Here is a 20,170-nt window from a genome sequence, read left to right on the forward strand (position 1 = left end):
CGTGATTGATAAAACCGCCTTTATTCATCCTTCCGCCATTGTAGAAGAAGGCGCCGTTATTGGCGCTAACGTCCACGTTGGCCCGTTTTGTATTGTTGGTGCTAACGTCGAAATCGGCGAAGGTACCGTACTGAAATCTCACGTTGTCATCAACGGCCATACCAAAATTGGCCGCGATAACGAGATCTATCAGTTCGCTTCCATCGGCGAAGTTAACCAGGATCTGAAATATGCTGGCGAACCGACCCGCGTGGAAATTGGCGATCGCAACCGCATCCGCGAAAGCGTCACCATTCATCGTGGCACAGTACAGGGCGGTGGATTAACGAAGGTGGGCAGCGATAACCTGCTGATGATCAACGCCCACGTGGCGCACGATTGTACGCTGGGCGACCGCTGTATTCTGGCCAATAACGCGACCCTTGCAGGCCACGTTTCGCTGGATGATTTTGTTATTATCGGCGGCATGACCGCCGTGCATCAGTTCTGCATTATTGGCGCACACGTGATGGTGGGCGGCTGCTCCGGCGTAGCGCAGGACGTTCCGCCGTTCGTGATTGCGCAGGGCAACCACGCGACGCCGTTTGGCGTCAACATCGAAGGGCTGAAACGCCGCGGCTTCAGCCGTGAGGCGATCACTGCGATTCGTAACGCGTATAAGCTGCTGTACCGCAGCGGTAAAACGCTGGACGAAGCGAAAGCTGAAATTGCCGAGCTGGCGGCGCAGTATCCCGAAGTGCAGACCTTTACCGACTTTTTTGCCCGCTCCACGCGCGGCCTGATTCGTTAATGGCTGAATTGCGTCCCCTGACGATTGCCCTGGTCGCCGGAGAAACCTCCGGCGATATTCTTGGTGCCGGTCTTATCCGCGCGCTCAAAGCCCGCATACCTGATGCCCGCTTTGTCGGCGTTGCCGGGCCGTTGATGCAGGCGGAAGGCTGCGAAGCCTGGTATGAGATGGAAGAGCTGGCGGTGATGGGCATTGTGGAAGTGCTGGGTCGCCTGCGCCGTCTGCTGCATATTCGCGCCGATCTCACCCGTCGATTGACCGAGCTTAAGCCAGACGTATTCGTCGGCATTGATGCGCCTGACTTCAATATCACCCTCGAAGGTAATCTGAAGAAGCAGGGTATCAAAACCATCCATTACGTCAGCCCCTCGGTGTGGGCATGGCGGCAAAAACGCGTTTTCAAAATTGGCAGATCCACCGATCTGGTACTGGCATTTCTGCCTTTCGAAAAAGCGTTTTATGACAAATTCAACGTTCCCTGCCGGTTTATCGGCCACACGATGGCGGATGCGATGCCGCTGGACCCGGATAAAGGCGCGGCGCGCGACCGTCTGGGGATCGATCGTAACGTGCATTGCCTGGCGCTGCTGCCGGGAAGCCGCGGGGCGGAAGTTGAGATGCTCAGCGCTGATTTTCTGAAAACGGCGCAGCTCCTGCGAGACCATTATCCCGACCTGGAAGTGGTTGTTCCGCTGGTCAACGCGAAGCGGCGGGAACAGTTCGAGCGCATCAAAGCGGAAACGGCGCCGGATCTTGCCGTCCACCTGCTCGACGGCCGGGCGCGCGATGCGATGATCGCCAGCGATGCCGCGCTGCTGGCCTCCGGCACGGCTGCGCTGGAGTGTATGCTGGCTAAGTGTCCGATGGTTGTCGGCTATCGGATGAAGCCGTTTACCTTCTGGCTGGCGAAACGGCTGGTGAAGACCGACTATGTGTCGTTGCCGAATTTACTGGCCGGTCGCGAACTGGTTAAAGAACTGCTGCAGGATGAATGCCGGCCGCAGGCGCTGGCCGAGGCGCTGAAGCCGCTGCTGGCCGACGGAAAAACCAGCCACGATATGCATGAAACCTTCCGCGCGCTGCATCAGCAGATCCGCTGCAACGCTGATGAGCAGGCGGCGGATGCCGTACTGGAGTTAGCAAAATGATGGAATTCGTATATCCGCATACCCATCTGGTTGCGGGAGTCGATGAAGTCGGACGCGGCCCGCTGGTTGGCGCGGTGGTGACCGCCGCGGTTATTCTCGATCCGGCAAAGCCGATCGTCGGTCTTAACGACTCAAAAAAGCTAAGCGAAAAACGCCGCCTTGCGCTATTTGACGAGATCAAAGAAAAAGCGCTGTGCTGGAGCCTCGGTCGCGCTGAGCCGCATGAAATCGATGAGCTGAATATTTTGCACGCGACCATGCTGGCCATGCAGCGCGCCGTTGCCGGTTTGCGCGTTTCCCCTGAGTTTGTTCTTATTGATGGTAACCGCTGTCCGCCGCTGCCGATGCCGTCACTGGCGGTCGTCAAAGGCGATAGCCGAGTGGCGGAAATCAGCGCCGCGTCTATTCTGGCTAAAGTGACGCGCGATGCTGAAATGGCCGTACTGGACCGGGAGTTCCCGCAGTACGGCTTTGCGCAACATAAAGGTTATCCCACCGCTTTTCATCTGCAAAAGCTGCTGGAACATGGCGTAATCGAGCAATACCGGCGCAGCTTTGGCCCGGTGAAACGCGCGCTGGGCCTGGCGTCCTGAACCGACACGCAAGCAATTAAGTAACGCGGAATCTGAAGATGGCTGAACCACGTTTCGTACACCTGCGGGTGCACAGCGACTATTCCATGATCGATGGTCTGGCGAAAACCGGACCGTTGGTAAAAAAGGCGGCCGCGCTCGGCATGCCTGCGCTGGCGATCACTGATTTTACCAACCTTTGCGGGCTGGTGAAGTTCTACGGAGCAGGACACGGTGCCGGAATTAAACCCATCGTCGGGGCCGATTTCCACGTCCAGAGCGATCTGCTTGGCGATGAACTGAGCCAGCTGACGGTACTGGCGGCAAATAATACTGGCTATCAAAACCTGACGCTGCTGATCTCCAAAGCCTATCAGCGCGGCTACGGCGCGGCAGGCCCGATTATCGATCGCGACTGGCTGATCGAATTAAAAGGAGGGCTGATTTTGCTCTCCGGCGGGCGTATGGGCGACGTGGGTCGTAGCCTGCTGCGCGGAAACATGGCGCTGGTGGATCAGTGCGTTGATTTTTATGAACAACATTTCCCTGATTGCTACTTCCTTGAGCTCATTCGCACCGGCCGTCAGGATGAAGAGCCCTACCTGCATGCCGCGGTAGAACTGGCGGAAACCCGCGGCCTACCGGTAGTGGCGACCAACGATGTTCGCTTCCTTGAGCCGGGCGACTTCGACGCCCATGAAATCCGCGTGGCTATCCACGACGGCTTTACCCTCGACGATCCCAAGCGTCCGCGCAACTACTCGCCGCAGCAGTATATGCGCAGCGAAGAGGAGATGTGCGAGCTCTTTTCCGATATTCCCGAAGCGCTACAAAACACCGTTGAGATCGCCAAACGCTGTAACGTGACCGTGCGCCTTGGCGAGTACTTCCTGCCGCAGTTCCCGACGGGGGATATGACCACCGAAGATTATCTGGTTAAGAAATCCAAAGAGGGTCTGGAAGAGCGTCTGGAATTCCTGTTCCCCGATCCGGATGAGCGGGCTAAACGCCGTCCTGAATATGATGAACGCCTGGATATTGAGCTGCAGGTGATTAACCAGATGGGGTTCCCGGGCTACTTCCTGATCGTTATGGAGTTTATCCAGTGGTCGAAGGATAACGGCGTGCCGGTAGGGCCGGGACGTGGTTCCGGCGCCGGATCGCTGGTGGCCTATGCGCTGAAAATTACCGACCTCGATCCGCTGGAGTTCGACCTGCTGTTCGAACGTTTCCTTAACCCGGAACGTGTCTCCATGCCCGACTTCGACGTTGACTTCTGTATGGAGAAGCGCGACCAGGTGATTGAACACGTCGCCGACATGTACGGTCGCGATGCGGTCTCGCAGATTATTACCTTCGGCACCATGGCGGCGAAAGCGGTTATTCGCGACGTTGGCCGCGTGCTGGGCCACCCGTACGGCTTTGTGGACCGCATCTCCAAGCTGGTACCGCCCGATCCGGGCATGACGCTGGCGAAAGCGTTTGAAGCCGAGCCGCAGCTGCCGGAGATTTACGAGGCGGACGAAGAGGTTAAAGCGCTGATCGACATGGCGCGTAAGCTCGAAGGGGTCACCCGTAACGCCGGTAAACATGCGGGCGGGGTGGTGATTGCGCCCACCAAAATAACCGATTTTGCCCCGCTGTACTGCGATGAAGCGGGCCAGCATCCGGTTACCCAGTTTGATAAGAACGACGTTGAATATGCCGGGCTGGTGAAGTTCGACTTCCTCGGTCTGCGTACGCTCACCATCATTAACTGGGCGCTGGAGATGATCAACGCCCGCCGCGAGAAGAACGGCGAGGGGCCGCTGGATATCGCCGCTATCCCGCTGGACGATAAAAAAAGCTTCGACATGCTGCAGCGTTCGGAAACCACCGCCGTCTTCCAGCTTGAATCGCGCGGTATGAAGGATCTGATCAAGCGTCTGCAGCCTGACTGCTTTGAAGATATGATCGCTCTGGTGGCCCTGTTCCGACCGGGGCCGCTGCAGTCGGGAATGGTGGATAACTTTATTGACCGTAAGCACGGTCGCGAAGAGATATCGTATCCGGACGTACAGTGGCAGCACGAATGCCTGAAACCGGTACTGGAGCCAACCTATGGCATTATCCTGTACCAGGAACAGGTCATGCAGATTGCCCAGGAGCTTTCCGGCTATACCCTCGGCGGCGCGGATATGCTGCGTCGTGCGATGGGTAAGAAAAAGCCGGAAGAGATGGCCAAGCAGCGCGGCACCTTTGAAGAAGGGGCGAGAAAGCGCGGCGTTGACGGCGAACTGGCAATTAAAATCTTTGATCTGGTAGAGAAGTTCGCCGGTTATGGATTTAACAAATCGCACTCTGCCGCTTATGCTTTAGTGTCCTATCAGACGCTGTGGCTGAAGGCGCACTATCCGGCTGAATTTATGGCGGCGGTAATGACCGCTGATATGGATAACACCGAGAAGGTCGTCGGCCTGGTGGATGAGTGCTGGCGGATGGGGCTGAAAATCCTGCCGCCGGATATTAACTCCGGCCTGTACCATTTTCACGTTAACGACGATGGCGAAATCGTTTATGGTATCGGCGCCATCAAAGGCGTCGGCGAAGGTCCGATAGAAGCGATCATTGAAGCCCGTAATCAGGGCGGCTATTTCCGCGAACTGTTCGATCTCTGCGCGCGTACGGATATTAAAAAGCTCAACCGCCGGGTGCTGGAAAAACTGATTATGTCCGGGGCCTTCGACCGCCTCGGGCCGCATCGCGCGGCGTTAATGAATTCACTGGGCGATGCGCTAAAAGCCGCCGATCAGCACGCCAAAGCCGAAGCTATCGGTCAGGCGGACATGTTCGGCGTACTGGCGGAAGAGCCGGAGCAAATCGAACAGTCCTACGCCAGCTGCCAGCCGTGGCCGGAACAGGTCGTGCTGGATGGCGAAAGGGAGACCCTGGGGCTGTATCTGACCGGGCATCCGATTAACCAGTACTTGAAAGAGATCGAGCGCTACGTAGGCGGCGTACGACTCAAAGACATGCATCCGACCGATCGTGGTAAAGTGACCACGGCGGCCGGGCTCGTTATTGCCGCGCGGGTCATGGTCACCAAGCGCGGCAATCGTATCGGCATCTGCACGCTGGATGACCGTTCCGGGCGTCTGGAGGTGATGTTGTTCACCGACGCCCTGGATAAATACCAGCAGCTGCTGGAAAAAGACCGCATACTTATCGTCAGCGGACAGGTCAGCTTTGATGACTTCAGCGGGGGGCTTAAAATGACCGCTCGTGAAGTCATGGACATTGACGAAGCCCGGGAAAAATATGCTCGCGGGCTTGCTATCTCGCTGACGGACAGGCAAATTGATGACCAGCTTTTAAACCGACTCCGTCAGTCTCTGGAACCCCACCGTTCGGGAACTATTCCAGTACACCTCTATTATCAGAGGGCGGATGCACGCGCGCGGTTGCGTTTTGGCGCAACATGGCGCGTCTCTCCGAGCGATCGTTTACTTAACGATCTGCGTGGCCTTATCGGCTCGGAGCAGGTGGAACTGGAGTTTGACTAATACAGGAATACTATGAGTCTGAATTTCCTTGATTTTGAACAGCCGATTGCAGAGCTGGAAGCGAAAATCGATTCTCTGACTGCGGTTAGCCGCCAGGATGAGAAACTGGATATTAATATCGATGAAGAAGTGCATCGCCTGCGTGAAAAGAGCGTAGAGCTGACGCGCAAGATCTTCGCCGATCTTGGTGCATGGCAGGTTGCGCAGCTGGCGCGCCATCCACGTCGCCCGTACACCCTGGATTATGTCCGCCTGGCTTTCGACGAATTCGACGAACTGGCCGGTGACCGTGCCTATGCTGACGATAAAGCTATCGTCGGCGGGATTGCGCGTCTGGACGGGCGTCCGGTAATGATTATCGGCCACCAGAAAGGGCGCGAAACCAAAGAGAAAATTCGCCGCAACTTCGGTATGCCGGCGCCGGAAGGCTATCGTAAGGCGCTGCGCCTGATGGAAATGGCCGAACGCTTTAAAATGCCGATCATCACCTTCATCGATACCCCGGGCGCCTACCCGGGCGTCGGTGCGGAAGAGCGCGGCCAGTCTGAAGCGATTGCCCGCAACCTGCGTGAAATGTCGCGTCTGAGCGTCCCGGTTATCTGCACCGTTATCGGTGAAGGTGGTTCCGGCGGCGCGCTGGCAATCGGCGTGGGCGATAAAGTGAATATGCTGCAGTACAGCACCTATTCCGTTATCTCCCCGGAAGGCTGTGCCTCCATTTTGTGGAAAAGCGCCGATAAAGCGCCGCTGGCCGCCGAAGCGATGGGGATTGTTGCCCCGCGTCTGAAAGAGCTGAAGCTGATTGACTCCATCATTCCTGAGCCGCTGGGCGGCGCGCATCGTAATCCGGAAGTCATGGCCGCCTCTCTGAAAGCGCAGCTGCTGGCCGATCTGGCTGACCTCGATGTTCTGAGCGAAGAAGATCTGCTGAACCGTCGCTATCAGCGTCTGATGAGCTACGGCTACGCCTGATTATCTCACTCATTTTTTATCCCTGAGGGCCGGATTTTCCGGCCCTTTTTTTATGTGTTGTTTACTGAGACGAGATGAGATGAATAAGAGCTAATGTGATTAGCCGATGATGCCGATCTCCCCTAAAACTGCAGCAACTGCCAGGGATTGCGACCCGGCAGGCCGTTAACAAGGATAAAGGAGAAATACTATGGCATTGCACAAAACCGTCGCATTAAGCGCCGTGGCCGCAGGGATCATGTTAAGCCTGGGGGCCGCACAGGCCACACCGTTGCTTGGCGCAACGGAAGCGACAACCATCAAGGCGAGTGACCTGGCCGCGAAAGAAAAAGCCTTAACCGACTTTCCGCTCATGACATCGGTAAAATCATCGATTCAAACGCTGCCGAACAGCGAAGTTGAAAAAATCGAGCCGGGTCTGGCGACCAACCCGGCAAACGTGAAGCGCGTGGAAAGCATTCTGTCCGAAAAGGATTGGGAATATCTATTCCCGATGCGCGCGGCAGAATATACCTACTCTAACTTTCTGAAAGCTATTGGTAAATTCCCTGCAGTTTGCGGGACCTATACCGACGGACGCGATAGCGATGCCATATGCCGTAAATCTCTGGCAACCATGTTTGCCCACTTTGCTCAGGAAACCGGTGGCCACGAAAGCTGGCGCGATATTCCCGAGTGGCGCCAGGCGCTGGTTTATCTCCGTGAAGTGGGCTGGGTTGAGGGTCAGAAAGGCGGCTACAACGGGGAGTGTAACCCGGATATCTGGCAGGGGCAGACCTGGCCCTGCGGTAAAGATAAAGACGGCGACTACCTGAGCTACTTTGGCCGCGGCGCAAAACAGCTCTCCTATAACTACAACTACGGTCCGTTCTCCGATGCTATGTACGATGGCGACGTTCGTCCTCTGCTGGATAAACCGGAGCGGGTGGCGGATACCTGGATGAACCTGGCGAGCGCGGTGTTCTTCTTCGTTTACCCGCAGCCGCCGAAGCCCTCTATGCTGCACGTCATCGACGGAACCTGGGTACCAAACGATCATGATAAAGCGAATGGCCTGGTTGAAGGCTTTGGGGTCACCATTCAAATTATCAACGGCGGCGTCGAGTGCGGCGGGGCGGAAGAGAACGCGCAGTCTCTGAACCGTATTGCCTACTACAAAGAGTTCGCAAACTACCTGAAAGTGCCGATTGCTGATGATGAAGTTCTCGGTTGTAAGAATATGAAGCAGTTCGATGAAGGCGGCGCGGGCGCGTTACCGATTTACTGGGAAGAGGATTGGGGATGGAGCCCGGACACCGCTGATGGCAAGACTAACGCCTGCCAGCTGGTGGGCTACCAGACGCCGTATAGCGCCTTTAAACAAGGTGACTATGCGAAGTGCGTCCAGAGCCACTTCAACGTCAATATCATCGACGACACCGGCCAGGCCGAGGATACCACCCCGGCCACGCCTGACGATACCACGCCTGCGCAGGAAACTAACGTGGCGCCGGTTGCGCGTATCGCCGGTCCGATTGGCGCTATCGAAGCGGGCGCCAGGGTTTCCTTGAGCGCGGAGGGCTCTACCGATGCGAATGGCGATAAGCTCACCTATACCTGGATGTCGCAGGACGGTCAGACTATCAGCGGACAGGATAAAGCCGTTATCACCTTTACCGCTCCGGAAAAAGATCGCGATGCGCAATATGTGGTGAGCCTGACGGTAAGCGACGGGACCTTGTCCAGCACGGCAACGTACACCCTGAACGTGAAGGCTAAAGCTGCTGCTGCGGATGAAACGACCGATGGCAAAGACAGCGACACCATCAGCTATCCTTCCTGGAGCAGTACCCAGACCTGGAAAGCGGGCGATATCGTTAATAACCACGGCGCGCTGTATCAGTGTAAACCGCTACCTGAAGGGGCGTGGTGCAACGTGGCGCCGACCTACTATGAGCCCGGCGCAGGCATTGCCTGGGGCGATGCGTGGAAAGCGCTGTAATAGAGATAAATCCGCCAGTGCTTAGCGCTGGCGGGGTGATATGATGCTTTCCTTAGGTAAATTCAGGAGGAAAGCGTGAATATCATTGCGATCATGGGTCCCCACGGCGTCTATTATAAAGACGAACCGATCAAAGAACTGGAAGCCGCCCTGCAACGGCAAGGTTTCCAGACCATCTGGCCGCAAAATAGCGCCGATCTTTTGCAATTTATCGAGCATAATCCGCGGATCTGCGGGGTTATTTTTGACTGGGATGAATACAGCGTTGATCTGTGCAGCGATATCAATCGCTTAAATGAATATCTGCCGCTGTACGCATTTATCAACGCCCATTCGACGATGGACGTCAGCAGCCAGGACCTGCGCATGACGCTATGGTTCTTTGAATACGCGCTGGGGCTGGCGGAAGAGATTGCTACCCGCATAGGTCAATACACCCGCGAATACCTCGACAACATAACCCCGCCGTTTACCAAAGCCTTGTTCAACTATGTGCAGGAGGGGAAATATACTTTCTGTACCCCCGGGCATATGGGCGGCTCGGCATATCAAAAAAGTCCGGTGGGCTGTCTGTTTTATGATTTCTTTGGCGGGAATACCCTAAAGGCCGACGTCTCTATTTCCGTGACGGAGCTGGGATCCCTGCTCGATCATAGCGGTCCGCATCTGGAGGCGGAAGAGTATATTGCCCGCGCATTCGGCGCCGAACAGAGCTATATGGTGACCAACGGAACCTCGACGTCGAATAAGATTGTCGGTATGTATTCCGCTCCGGCGGGCAGCACCCTGCTTATCGATCGCAACTGCCATAAATCGTTGGCTCATTTACTGATGATGAGCGACGTGGTGCCGCTGTGGCTAAAGCCGACGCGCAATGCGCTAGGGATCCTCGGCGGCATACCCAAGCGCGAATTTACCCGCGACAGTATTCAGCAAAAGGTTAATGCGACAGGCGGCGCCGGGTGGCCTGTGCATGCGGTGATCACCAACTCCACCTATGACGGACTGCTGTATAACACCACCTGGATCAAAGAGACCCTCGACGTACCGTCAATCCACTTTGATTCCGCCTGGGTGCCCTATACCCATTTTCATCCGATCTATCAGGGTAAAAGCGGGATGAGCGGCGATCGCATTGCGGGGAAAGTGATCTTTGAAACGCAGTCGACGCATAAAATGCTGGCCGCGCTATCGCAGGCTTCGCTGATTCATATTAAAGGCAGCTATGATGAAGATACCTTCAATGAAGCCTTTATGATGCACACCTCGACCTCCCCGAGCTACCCGATCGTTGCCTCCATTGAGACGGCTGCCGCCATGCTGCGCGGCAACTCCGGCAGACGACTGATTCAGCGTTCGATTGAGCGGGCGCTGGATTTTCGTAAAGAGGTGCAGCGGTTGCGCGAAGAGTCTGACGGCTGGTTTTTTGATATCTGGCAGCCGGAAGAGGTGGGGGAAGCGCAGTGCTGGCCGGTTTCACCCGGAGAAAGGTGGCATGGCTTTCAGGACGCCGATGACGACCATATGTTCCTCGATCCGGTGAAAGTCACCATTCTGACGCCCGGTATGGACGAGCAGGGCAACATGGATAGCGAAGGCATTCCGGCCGCGCTGGTGGCGAAGTTCCTTGATGAGCGCGGCGTGGTGGTAGAAAAAACCGGGCCGTACAACCTGCTGTTCCTGTTCAGTATCGGTATAGATAAAACCCGTGCGATGGGGCTGCTGCGCGGATTGACCGAGTTCAAACGCGCTTACGATCTCAATTTACGGGTGAAAAACATGCTGCCGGATCTGTACGCCGAAGATCCGGATTTTTACCGCAACATGCGTATTCAGGATCTGGCCCAGGGTATTCATCGTCTGATTCGCCAGCACCAGCTCTCGCAGCTGATGCTTAGCGCTTTCGACGTCCTGCCGGAGATGAAAATGACGCCGCATCAGGCCTGGCAGCGGCAGATTAAAGGCGAAGTGGAAACCATTGAACTGGAGAATCTGGTCGGGCGTATTTCAGCGAATATGATCCTACCGTACCCGCCCGGCGTGCCGCTGCTGATGCCCGGCGAGATGATCGCCGAGGAGAGCCGCGCGGTGCTCAATTTTCTGCTTATGCTGTGCTCCATCGGCCGCCACTATCCGGGTTTCGAAACCGATATCCACGGCGCGAAACGCGATGAAGACGGCGTGTACTGGGTTCGAGTCTTAAAAAATGACTAAGCGCTTGCGCACTCACGAACTGAACGAGTAACGTTGTTGGCTTCAACTGGAGGAGTTGTACCATGCTGGGTTTAAAACGGGTTCACCATATCGCCATCATTGCGACGGATTATGCGAAGAGTAAAGCCTTCTACTGCGACATTCTGGGGTTCACCCTGCAGGGCGAGTTCTATCGCCAGGAGCGTGATTCATGGAAGGGCGATCTGGCGCTGAATGGCGAATATGTCATTGAACTCTTTTCATTCCCGTTTCCTCCTGCGCGTCCGAGCCGTCCCGAAGCCTGCGGGCTGCGCCATCTGGCGTTTAGCGTTGATGATGTCGATGCCGCCGTTGCGCATCTTGAGGCCCACGGCGTGGCCTGTGAAGACGTTCGTATCGACCCCTTCACCGGTAAACGATTCACCTTTTTTAACGATCCCGACGGGCTACCGCTGGAGATTTATCAGCAGTAATTCTTGTCAGGGCGTGTTCTGCCGGGTAACGTGCCGGACACGCTTTCCTCAGTTAGTACTCTCATGATGATGATCCCAGACATGGCGCAAACGCTACAGCCGCACCGCCATTTTTTAGTGGCCTTTAGCGGCGGGCTGGATTCGAGCGTGCTCCTGTATCGCCTGGTTTGCTGGCGCGAACAGGATCCTACCGTTCAGCTGCGGGCGATGCATATTCACCACGGCCTCAGCGCGAACGCCGACGATTGGGTGGCGCACTGCCGACAAATATGCCAGCAGTGGCAGGTACCGCTTTTGGTTGAACGGGTGGCGCTCGCCGATGAGGGGCTGGGGATTGAGGCCCACGCGCGTCAGGCGCGCTATCAGGCTTTCCGTTCGGCGCTATTACCCGGCGAAGTGCTGGTGACGGCACAGCATCTTGACGACCAGTGTGAAACCTTTCTGTTGGCGCTTAAGCGGGGGAGCGGCCCAACCGGGCTTTCGGCGATGGCCGGCGAGTCCGATTTTGCCGGGACGAAACTGCTGCGTCCGCTGCTTAACGAAAGCCGCGACTCCCTGCACCGGTGGGCGATAGCCCATCAGCTCAGCTGGATTGAAGACGAAAGTAACCAGGACGACGCCTACGATCGCAATTTTCTCCGCCTGCGAATTGTTCCGCTGCTTAACGCTCGCTGGCCGCACTTCGCCGAGGCCGTAGCGCGCAGCGCCAGCCTGTGCGGCGAGCAGGAACAGCTGCTGGATGAAATGCTCGCGGCGGAGCTGGCAACGCTGGTGGCGGAGGATGGCGCGTTGACTATCGAACCGTTGGCGGCCATGAGTGCCCCTCGTCGGGCCGCGCTGCTGCGCCGCTGGCTGGCTGGGCTCAATGCGCCGATGCCTTCGCGCGAGATGCCGGAGCGTATCTGGCGTGAAGTGGCGATGGCGCGCGAGGATGCGTATCCCTGTCTGCGCCTTGGCCAATTCGCCGTTCGTCGCTATCAGCAACGGCTGCACTGGGTGAAATATCTCCCCGGACAGAGCGAGACGGTGCTGGCGTGGCGCGATATTGCCAGGCCGCTGCCGTTACCCGACGGCCTTGGCGAACTGAAGCTCCTGGCCGGCGGCCCGTTACGCGGCCCGCGCCAGGATGAAGCGGTCACTATTCGTTTTCGCGCCAGCGGTAATCTGCATATCGTCGGCCGCCAGGGCGGCCGCAAGCTGAAGAAAATCTGGCAGGAACTCAACGTTGCGCCCTGGCGGCGCGATACCACGCCGCTGCTGTTTTACGGCGAAACGCTTATCGCCGCAGCCGATGGTCTGTTTATTACCGTCGATGGGAAAGTTCAGGAAGGTGAAGGCGTGCAGATGATGTGGATGAAAACGGGCGGCTGAGCCACCCGTTTTGCTTCAGGACTCGCTAACCACTACCGTACCGATTTCCGGATGGCTGAAGCTGGCGATTTTATCCAGGCGCAGTTCGCGGACGTCACCGGCGAGCTCCACGACGAGATACTCGATATTTTTGCGCGAGATAAGATCGTTGGCCTTCGCTTGCAGCTGTTCGCCATCTTTGAGCTCCAGCGCCAGGACCAGATGGTGCTGACAGGCAAGTTCGAGGTTGTCATAATCATCGCAATTGATGGGTTGATAAGTATCATTCATTGACATAATCGCTCACCAGTAAGTTTGCCGCCGCATATGCGGCCTTTTCCCTGACTGACTCAGCAAGGGCCTGATCCGCCGCAACCTCATTCAATACTTTCAACACGCAACCTAGCGCATCCGGGATATACCCAAGGTCCCCGCTGGCTATTTCCGCATACCGCTTGCGTATTAACTCACAATATTTGTCCACATGCCCTCCTGTCAGCGTTCTGACTTAACCGTGGGATGTAAGTTTAAGCCTACGAAGATAAACTCTGTTTAGCAAGGTGACTATACCATAGTCATTTAAGCAATATCAGCAGGATGAAAGGGGATCCTGCGATTGCTGACAGCCTTTTGCCACCAGTTTCGCTACAATGAACGCCATTTTTATCAGGAGTTTCCTCATGGCGCTGAAAGCGACGATTTATAAAGCGACGGTGAACGTGGCCGACCTGGACCGCAACCAGTTTCTGGATGCCAGTTTGACGCTTGCCCAGCATCCGTCAGAAACCCAGGAGCGCATGATGCTGCGCCTGCTGGCGTGGATGAAATACGCCGACGAGCGTCTGCAGTTTACCCGCGGTTTGTCTTCCGATGATGAAGCTGAACTCTGGCTGCTAAACGATCATCTGGGCGTTGATCTGTGGATCGAACTGGGGCTGCCGGACGAACGGCGGATTAAAAAAGCCTGTTCGCGGGCGCAAGAGGTGGCGCTGTTTGCCTATAATAGCCGGGCGGCAGAAATCTGGTGGCAGCAAAATAAAAGCAAATTGGCACAGTTTTCAAAGCTAACCGTATGGTATTTAGATGATACTCAGCTGGCGCAGCTCAGTGCTTTTGCCGATCGGACAATGTCGCTACAGGCGACTATCCAGGATGGCGCTATCTGGTTATCTGACGCTAAGAATAATCTGGAAATTCATTTAACGGCCTGGCAAACATCCGCATGATTACGATTAGCCGCAGCGTGGCGATTGCGGATGACGAGGTCTCACTTTCCGGGATACGCGCCCAGGGGGCGGGCGGTCAGCATGTCAATAAAGCATCGACGGCTATCCATTTGCGCTTTGATATTAAGGCATCGAGCCTGCCTGAGTATTATAAGGAACGTCTGCTTACCTCCAGCCATCACTTAATTTCTGCCGAGGGTGTGGTTATCATTAAGGCTCAGGAATATCGCAGCCAGGAGATGAATCGCGAAGCGGCGATTGCGCGTCTGGTTGCCTTAATACAAGAATTAACCGCAGTGCAGAAGCGCCGCCGGGAGACGCGGCCGACCAGAGCGTCAAAAGAGCGCCGGCTTGCCTCAAAGGCGCAAAAATCCTCAGTTAAGGCGCTGCGTGGGAAAGTTCGTCATTAAAGGCATGGCGAACCGGTGGAATGGATAATAAGGAATTTACAGTGAAGAAAATCGTATTTTCAGTCGTGGCGGCATGCTCGCTTTTTGCCCTATTCGGCTGTAACCATCGCGCGGAGATGGACACGCTACAACCGGCGCCGATGGAAGAGCTAAAGCCGATGCAGCAGAGCTGGCGCGGCGTGCTGCCGTGTGCCGACTGCGAAGGTATCGAAACTTCGCTCTTTCTTGAGAAAGACGGCACCTGGGTGATGAACGAGCGGTATCAGGGCGTCAGTCGCGAGCCTTCCTCCTTTGCTTCCTATGGCACCTGGGCGCGCACGGCCGATAAGCTGGTGCTGACCGACAGCAAAGGCGAGAAGTCTTACTATCGGGCGAAGGGCGACAAGCTGGAAATGCTCGATCGCGACGGTAATCCCATCGAGTCTACGCTGAACTATACGCTTGAGTCAGTCAAATCCAGCCTGCCCATCACGCCAATGGCGATGCGCGGAATGTACTTCTATATGGCGGATGCCGCGACCTTTACCGATTGCGCAACCGGCAAGCGAGTGGCAGTCGCGAATAACGCGCAGCTCGAGCGTGATTATGCCGCGGCGCGCGGAACGGATACTCGCCCGGTGCTGCTGGTGGTTGAGGGGCACTTTACGCTGGAAGCGAACCCGGATTCGGGAGCGCCGGTTAAAGTTCTGGCGGTGGATTCACCAGGCAAGTTTTATCAAAAAGAAGACTGTAATTCTCGTTAGTTAATTGAGTCCTACGAGACGGCTTGTCTTGATATAAATTCCCAATTTAAGATGCCCGATATACTGCAATTGTGTTTCGGGCTTAAAGTTTGCCACGTCCCCCTCACGCATATGAAGCAGGTCTGATGGGCTAATCCAGCCCGGTTGAGCCAGGGTCAGCGGGTGTCCGGCCTTCGCGAAGGCATCGCTGACAAACTCAGAACAAAACCACATTTTTTTGTCCCCGGAAACGGCATCGCTAAGCTGCGCTTTGGCCAGGCCATTCACGCACTGCTGGCGGAAATCCTTCGAAAAGGGATTCAGGGAGCAGAGCTGTTTGGTTACCATAAAGGGCACAAATTCAATGATGCCGCGATAGTTATAGCCGCTGTTTCTGTTTTTATAGGCGAAATTTTTAATGCCGGCGGCTTGTTGCGGCGTAAGGTCAGGCGCTCTTAGGGCAAACAGCTTATCGCTGTGCTGCATCGCTTGCTGGAGCGGAATAATCTGCACCCCAGCGCCGGTTGCCTCTGCAACCTGGTTATCACCGATATAGATAGCGACATGGCTAACGGAGGATGCGCTAAAAGCACGAATCCCCAGGGACGTCACGCCAATGCTGGAAGAGAAAAGGAGATCGCCGGGGAGCAGGTCTTGTGCGTTAATTTCAGTCAGCGTGTTATTAGCCACCGAGCTCTGGCGCTGAAGTTTAACTGCCCATTGCTGCGATGGTGGCTTAATAGCGGAAGCGGAAGGCGCGGACCGGCTGACGTCTACCGTGCAGGCCGAAAGTAAAAACAATGCGGGAAAAAGCAGGACATAATTTGCCCATTGTTTAGCCATGATTACAATCCCTGTAAAAAAGAGGCTCTGAAACCAGAGCCTCTTTTGGCGTTAACCTTTAATTTGTTGTACCAGGTAATTCACGATATCGCCGGTTTTAATCAGCTGCTTCTCGCCGCTGCGACGATATTTATATTCAATATCGTCGTTGTCGAGGTTACGGTCGCCCAGCACGATGGTGTGCGGAATACCGATAAGCTCCATATCGGCGAACATCACGCCCGGACGCTCTTTACGGTCGTCCATCAGCACGTCGATACCCAGCGCGCTCAGCTCTGCGTACAGCTTCTCGGCCAGCTCCTGCACGCGGTAGGATTTATGCATGTTCATCGGCAGAATCGCAACCTGGAACGGGGCGATAGCGTCCGGCCACAGAATCCCGCGATCGTCAAAGTTCTGCTCAATGGCGGCCGCCACCACGCGCGTCACACCGATACCGTAGCAGCCCATCGTCAGGATCTGGTTACGGCCATCTTCGCCCTGTACGGAGGCTTTCATCGCTTCAGAGTACTTGGTACCCAGCTGGAAGATGTGGCCCACTTCGATACCGCGTTTAATCAGCAGCGTACCTTTACCATCCGGGCTCGGGTCACCCGCCACGACGTTACGGATATCAGCCACTTCAGGGGTGGCGACGTCGCGATCCCAGTTGATGCCGAAGTAGTGTTTCCCGTCGATGTTAGCGCCCGCGGCGAAATCGCTCATTGCGGCAACGGTACGGTCGATAATCACCGGAATGGGCATATTAACCGGGCCCAGAGAACCGGGACCTGCCTGCACCAGCGCGCGGATCTCTTCTTCGGTAGCGAAGGTCAGCGGGCTGGCGACCTGTGGCAGTTTTTCCGCTTTAACTTCGTTCAGCTCATGATCGCCGCGAACCAGCAGGGCAATTAGCGGAGACTTGCTGTCTTCTACCGCTTTGACCAGCAGGGTTTTCACCGTTTTCTCAATCGGCAGATTGAACTGCTCAACCAGCTCGGCGATGGTTTTGGCGTTCGGCGTATCGACCAGCGTCATTTCCTGAGTGGCGGCCGCGCGCGGCTCTTTCGGCGCAACGGCTTCGGCGAACTCAATATTGGCCGCGTAGTCGGAAGAGTCAGAGAAGATCACGTCATCTTCGCCGCTCTGCGCCAGCACCTGGAATTCGTGAGATGCGCTACCGCCGATAGAACCGGTGTCAGCCTGTACCGCACGGAAATCCAGGCCCATACGGCTGAAGATTTTGCTGTACGCGGCGTACATCGCGTCGTAGGTTTCCTGCAGAGATTCCTGAGAGGTATGGAAAGAGTAAGCATCTTTCATCAGGAATTCACGGGAACGCATCACGCCGAAACGCGGGCGCACTTCGTCACGGAATTTGGTCTGAATCTGATAGAAGTTCAGCGGCAGCTGTTTGTAAGAGCTCAGCTCGTTACGAATCAGGTCGGTGATCACTTCTTCATGAGTCGGGCCGAGTACGAACGGACGTTCGCCACGGTCAGCAATACGCAGCAGTTCCGGGCCGTACTGTTCCCAGCGACCACTCTCTTGCCACAGCTCAGAGGGCTGAACTACCGGCATTAACACCTCGATTGCACCGGCGTTATTCATCTCTTCACGCACGATGTTTTCGACTTTTTTCAGGACGCGCACGCCGGTCGGCAGCCAGGTATATAACCCGGAGGCCAGCTTGCGGATCATCCCGGCGCGCAGCATCAGCTGATGGCTGATAACCTCGGCGTCGGCAGGTGTCTCCTTCAGAGTGGAGAGCAGGTATTGGCTAGTACGCATGTTGTTACGGTTCCATTTGGACGATCGATACAGACTGGGAGCCAGCCTGACACAAAAAAGTGGTTTAGTTTACCAGTGTGGCAAAGATGCCAAAAGAGAGGAAAATAAAATTAGCGTGGTTCGAGAGAAAAGATTTCAAAACCGGACGAAATCACCCGCCAGCGCACGTTAAAATCCAGCAGCCAGACGGCGTAGGTCTTTCCCGGGTCTTCTTCTTTACGATATGCCGGGCGCGGATCTTGCGCCAGAACTTCGCTAATAAACATCTTAAGTCGGGGATAGCGCTTTTCCAGTTCTAAAAGCCGGGCTTCTGTTTCTGGCGTGAAGCTCACCGCCACTTCCGCCTGCGGTGCCTGCTGCGCGTAGCTCGCGCTGGCTTCCGGCAGCGCTTCGGCAAAGGGCAGGTAAGGTTTGATATCCACGACCGGCGTACCATCCACCAGGTCCAGACTACCGAGTTCCAGAACGACGTGTTCTTTCTGGCAGCGAATACCTTTTAGCTCGACCAGCGACATACCGATTGGATTAGGACGAAAGGTCGAACGGGTGGCGAAAACGCCCATCCGCGCATTACCGCCGAGGCGGGGAGGGCGCACGGTCGGGCGCCAGCCGCCTTCCATGGTCTGATGAAACACAAACAGGATCCACAGATGGCTGAAGTTTTCCAGGCCACGTACGGCATCGGCCTGGTTATAGGGGGGCAGAAGATGTAATTCGCCGCCGCCGTTTTTAACCAGCCCAGGCTGGCGGGGAACGGCAAATTTTTCTTTATAGGGCGAGCGAATAACGCCTATCTGCGCAAACTGAAAATCACTCATTGCGCCGTAACGTTAAGCGCTGAACCAAGGCAGACGGCCTGGCGGTAGCAGCCCGGAGTTCCGCTGGTCACTTCGCAGCGGTGCAGCAGCACGGCATTGGCTTTCATTTTTGCCGCGTTAATCTGCATGCGCTTGCGCGCCGTCGGGATATTGGGCGGAGAGTCTTGATTCGAGGCCTGGCATGATTCACCGGTGACTTCGCCGAGTTCGCGGAAAGGTTTACCCACCAATTCTGTTGCATCGGTATAGATTCTTACCGGGGCCGGACGCGTCGCTTTCGGTTTTGCCGGTTCCGATTTGGCAGGCGGGGTTACGGTGCTTTGTACAGGCTCGACGGGAGATCTGCTTAGCATAGAACAACCGCTTAACATGAGTGCTAACAAACAGACCGGTAAAGCACGCATAGTATTTCCTCAATAAATAATAAAACAGGGCGCTATTGAATCAGGTGCTTGCATAAATGACAAGACGGGCATAAAGCCCGTCCTGAATGATATTACGCTGAGAAAAGATTACCAGCCTTTCACCGCACCGCCGTTAAAGATTTTGTTAGCCGCTTCGTAAACTTCATCACTCTGATAGGCCTGAACAAATTTCTTAACATTTTCCGCATCTTTGTTGTCTTCGCGAGCGACAATCAGATTCACGTACGGAGACTCTTTACCTTCCACAAAAATACCGTCTTTTGCCGGCGTTAAGCCAATCTGGCTGGCATAGGTGGTATTGATAACCGCCAGAGCGATTTGCGCATCATCCAGAGAGCGCGGCAGCTGCGGGGCTTCCAGCTCAACAATTTTCAGGTTTTTCGGGTTTTCAATAATATCCAGAGAGGTTGGCAGCAGACCAACGCCTTCTTTCAGTTTGATCAGGCCAACCTGTTGCAGCAGCAGCAGAGAGCGGCCAAGGTTGGTGGGATCGTTAGGAATCGCAACCTGAGAGCCCGGCTGCAGTTCGTCCAGCGATTTGATTTTTTTCGAATAACCCGCAATCGGGTAAACAAAAGAGTTACCTACGGAAACCAGCTTGTAGCCGCGGTCTTTGATTTGCTGGTCAAGATACGGTTTATGCTGGAAGGCGTTAACGTCGATATCGCCTTTGCTCAGCGCTTCGTTCGGCAGAACGTAGTCGTTGAAGGTCACCAGTTCGACATCAAGGCCGTATTTTTCTTTTGCTACTTTCTGCGCGACTTCCGCAACCTGCTGCTCCGCACCGACGATAACGCCGACTTTAATATGGTTAGGATCTTTTTCGTCCTGACCGCAACCCACCAGAGCCAGAGAACCGATTAACGCGCCGACTGCCGCAAAGGTTTTGAAATTAAAGGCCATGTTATTTCCTTCCTGTAAGATTCTGTATTGTG

The 20,170-nt window shown here is 55.6% G+C and carries 19 protein-coding genes; 12 read left to right on the forward strand and 7 right to left on the reverse strand.

Translation table 11 applies throughout. The features are described from left to right. Window position 1: 1 nt before the first annotated feature. The 9 genes from lpxA to tilS all read left to right on the forward strand — a co-directional run bounded on the left by lpxA (window position 2) and on the right by tilS (window position 13,042). Window positions 2–790 (forward strand): acyl-ACP--UDP-N-acetylglucosamine O-acyltransferase, encoded by a 789-nt coding sequence (gene lpxA, locus BJF97_RS05780; protein ID WP_004098763.1) that lies wholly within the window; start codon window positions 2–4, stop codon window positions 788–790. Beyond that, window positions 790–1,938, forward strand: coding sequence for a lipid-A-disaccharide synthase (gene lpxB / locus BJF97_RS05785; protein ID WP_004098764.1), 1,149 nt, complete (start codon window positions 790–792; stop codon window positions 1,936–1,938). The genes lpxA and lpxB overlap by 1 nt, the downstream gene beginning before the upstream one ends. Further along, window positions 1,935–2,531: a ribonuclease HII gene (gene rnhB, locus BJF97_RS05790; RefSeq protein WP_014228005.1), complete on the forward strand. Its 597-nt coding sequence runs from the start codon at window positions 1,935–1,937 to the stop codon at window positions 2,529–2,531. Before lpxB ends, rnhB begins: the two co-directional genes overlap by 4 nt. Window positions 2,532–2,569: 38 nt before the next feature. After that, the gene (gene dnaE / locus BJF97_RS05795; RefSeq protein WP_014837451.1) at window positions 2,570–6,052 is read left to right on the forward strand and encodes a DNA polymerase III subunit alpha; all 3,483 of its coding nucleotides are present in this window, start codon (window positions 2,570–2,572) and stop codon (window positions 6,050–6,052) included. Between the two features lie 12 nt (window positions 6,053–6,064). After that, window positions 6,065–7,024: an acetyl-CoA carboxylase carboxyl transferase subunit alpha gene (gene accA, locus BJF97_RS05800; protein ID WP_004098771.1), complete on the forward strand. Its 960-nt coding sequence runs from the start codon at window positions 6,065–6,067 to the stop codon at window positions 7,022–7,024. A gap of 190 nt (window positions 7,025–7,214) precedes the next feature. Beyond that, a complete protein-coding gene (locus tag BJF97_RS05805) occupies window positions 7,215–9,005 on the forward strand; it encodes a chitinase (RefSeq protein WP_014228007.1) in 1,791 nt (596 codons plus the stop codon). A 75-nt stretch (window positions 9,006–9,080) separates the two neighbouring features. Then, entirely contained in the window at window positions 9,081–11,219 is a 2,139-nt protein-coding gene (locus BJF97_RS05810) for a lysine decarboxylase LdcC (RefSeq protein ID WP_014228008.1), read from the forward strand. Between the two features lie 62 nt (window positions 11,220–11,281). Then, entirely contained in the window at window positions 11,282–11,671 is a 390-nt protein-coding gene (locus tag BJF97_RS05815; protein WP_014228009.1) for a VOC family protein, read from the forward strand. Between the two features lie 69 nt (window positions 11,672–11,740). Beyond that, entirely contained in the window at window positions 11,741–13,042 is a 1,302-nt protein-coding gene (gene tilS, locus BJF97_RS05820) for a tRNA lysidine(34) synthetase TilS (protein WP_032694440.1), read from the forward strand. A gap of 15 nt (window positions 13,043–13,057) precedes the next feature. Here tilS and rof read toward each other — a convergent pair whose 3' ends face one another. After that, a complete protein-coding gene (rof, locus tag BJF97_RS05825; RefSeq protein ID WP_004098776.1) occupies window positions 13,058–13,318 on the reverse strand; it encodes a Rho-binding antiterminator in 261 nt (86 codons plus the stop codon). Continuing rightward, a complete protein-coding gene (locus tag BJF97_RS05830) occupies window positions 13,305–13,505 on the reverse strand; it encodes a YaeP family protein (RefSeq protein WP_004098778.1) in 201 nt (66 codons plus the stop codon). Before BJF97_RS05830 ends, rof begins: the two co-directional genes overlap by 14 nt. Window positions 13,506–13,701: 196 nt before the next feature. Between BJF97_RS05830 and BJF97_RS05835 the strand changes: the two genes are divergently transcribed. Genes BJF97_RS05835 through nlpE form a run of 3 tightly spaced genes read left to right on the forward strand, consistent with a single transcriptional unit; the run spans window position 13,702 to window position 15,400 of the window. Beyond that, window positions 13,702–14,247, forward strand: coding sequence for a YaeQ family protein (locus BJF97_RS05835; protein WP_014228011.1), 546 nt, complete (start codon window positions 13,702–13,704; stop codon window positions 14,245–14,247). Continuing rightward, window positions 14,244–14,657, forward strand: a complete 414-nt coding sequence (gene arfB / locus BJF97_RS05840; RefSeq protein WP_014228012.1) for an alternative ribosome rescue aminoacyl-tRNA hydrolase ArfB — start codon at window positions 14,244–14,246, stop codon at window positions 14,655–14,657. Before BJF97_RS05835 ends, arfB begins: the two co-directional genes overlap by 4 nt. Before the next feature lie 20 nt (window positions 14,658–14,677). Then, entirely contained in the window at window positions 14,678–15,400 is a 723-nt protein-coding gene (nlpE, locus tag BJF97_RS05845) for an envelope stress response activation lipoprotein NlpE (protein WP_025107392.1), read from the forward strand. Here nlpE and BJF97_RS05850 read toward each other — a convergent pair whose 3' ends face one another. From BJF97_RS05850 to metQ, 5 genes are all read right to left on the reverse strand, one after another. Next, the gene (locus BJF97_RS05850) at window positions 15,401–16,222 is read right to left on the reverse strand and encodes a YaeF family permuted papain-like enzyme (RefSeq protein WP_032694379.1); all 822 of its coding nucleotides are present in this window, start codon (window positions 16,220–16,222) and stop codon (window positions 15,401–15,403) included. A 51-nt stretch (window positions 16,223–16,273) separates the two neighbouring features. Further along, on the reverse strand, window positions 16,274–17,992 hold the full coding sequence (gene proS, locus BJF97_RS05855; protein ID WP_032694378.1) for a proline--tRNA ligase: 1,719 nt from the start codon (window positions 17,990–17,992) through the stop codon (window positions 16,274–16,276). A gap of 110 nt (window positions 17,993–18,102) precedes the next feature. Further along, window positions 18,103–18,810, reverse strand: coding sequence for a tRNA (N6-threonylcarbamoyladenosine(37)-N6)-methyltransferase TrmO (gene tsaA, locus BJF97_RS05860; protein WP_032694377.1), 708 nt, complete (start codon window positions 18,808–18,810; stop codon window positions 18,103–18,105). Continuing rightward, a complete protein-coding gene (gene rcsF, locus BJF97_RS05865) occupies window positions 18,807–19,214 on the reverse strand; it encodes an Rcs stress response system protein RcsF (RefSeq protein WP_004098790.1) in 408 nt (135 codons plus the stop codon). The genes tsaA and rcsF overlap by 4 nt, the downstream gene beginning before the upstream one ends. A gap of 108 nt (window positions 19,215–19,322) precedes the next feature. Next, window positions 19,323–20,138: a methionine ABC transporter substrate-binding lipoprotein MetQ gene (gene metQ, locus BJF97_RS05870; protein ID WP_004098791.1), complete on the reverse strand. Its 816-nt coding sequence runs from the start codon at window positions 20,136–20,138 to the stop codon at window positions 19,323–19,325. Window positions 20,139–20,170 lie beyond the last annotated feature (32 nt).

Source organism: Klebsiella sp. LTGPAF-6F (assembly GCF_001753185.1).
In the GTDB taxonomy this organism is placed as follows: domain Bacteria; phylum Pseudomonadota; class Gammaproteobacteria; order Enterobacterales; family Enterobacteriaceae; genus Klebsiella; species Klebsiella michiganensis.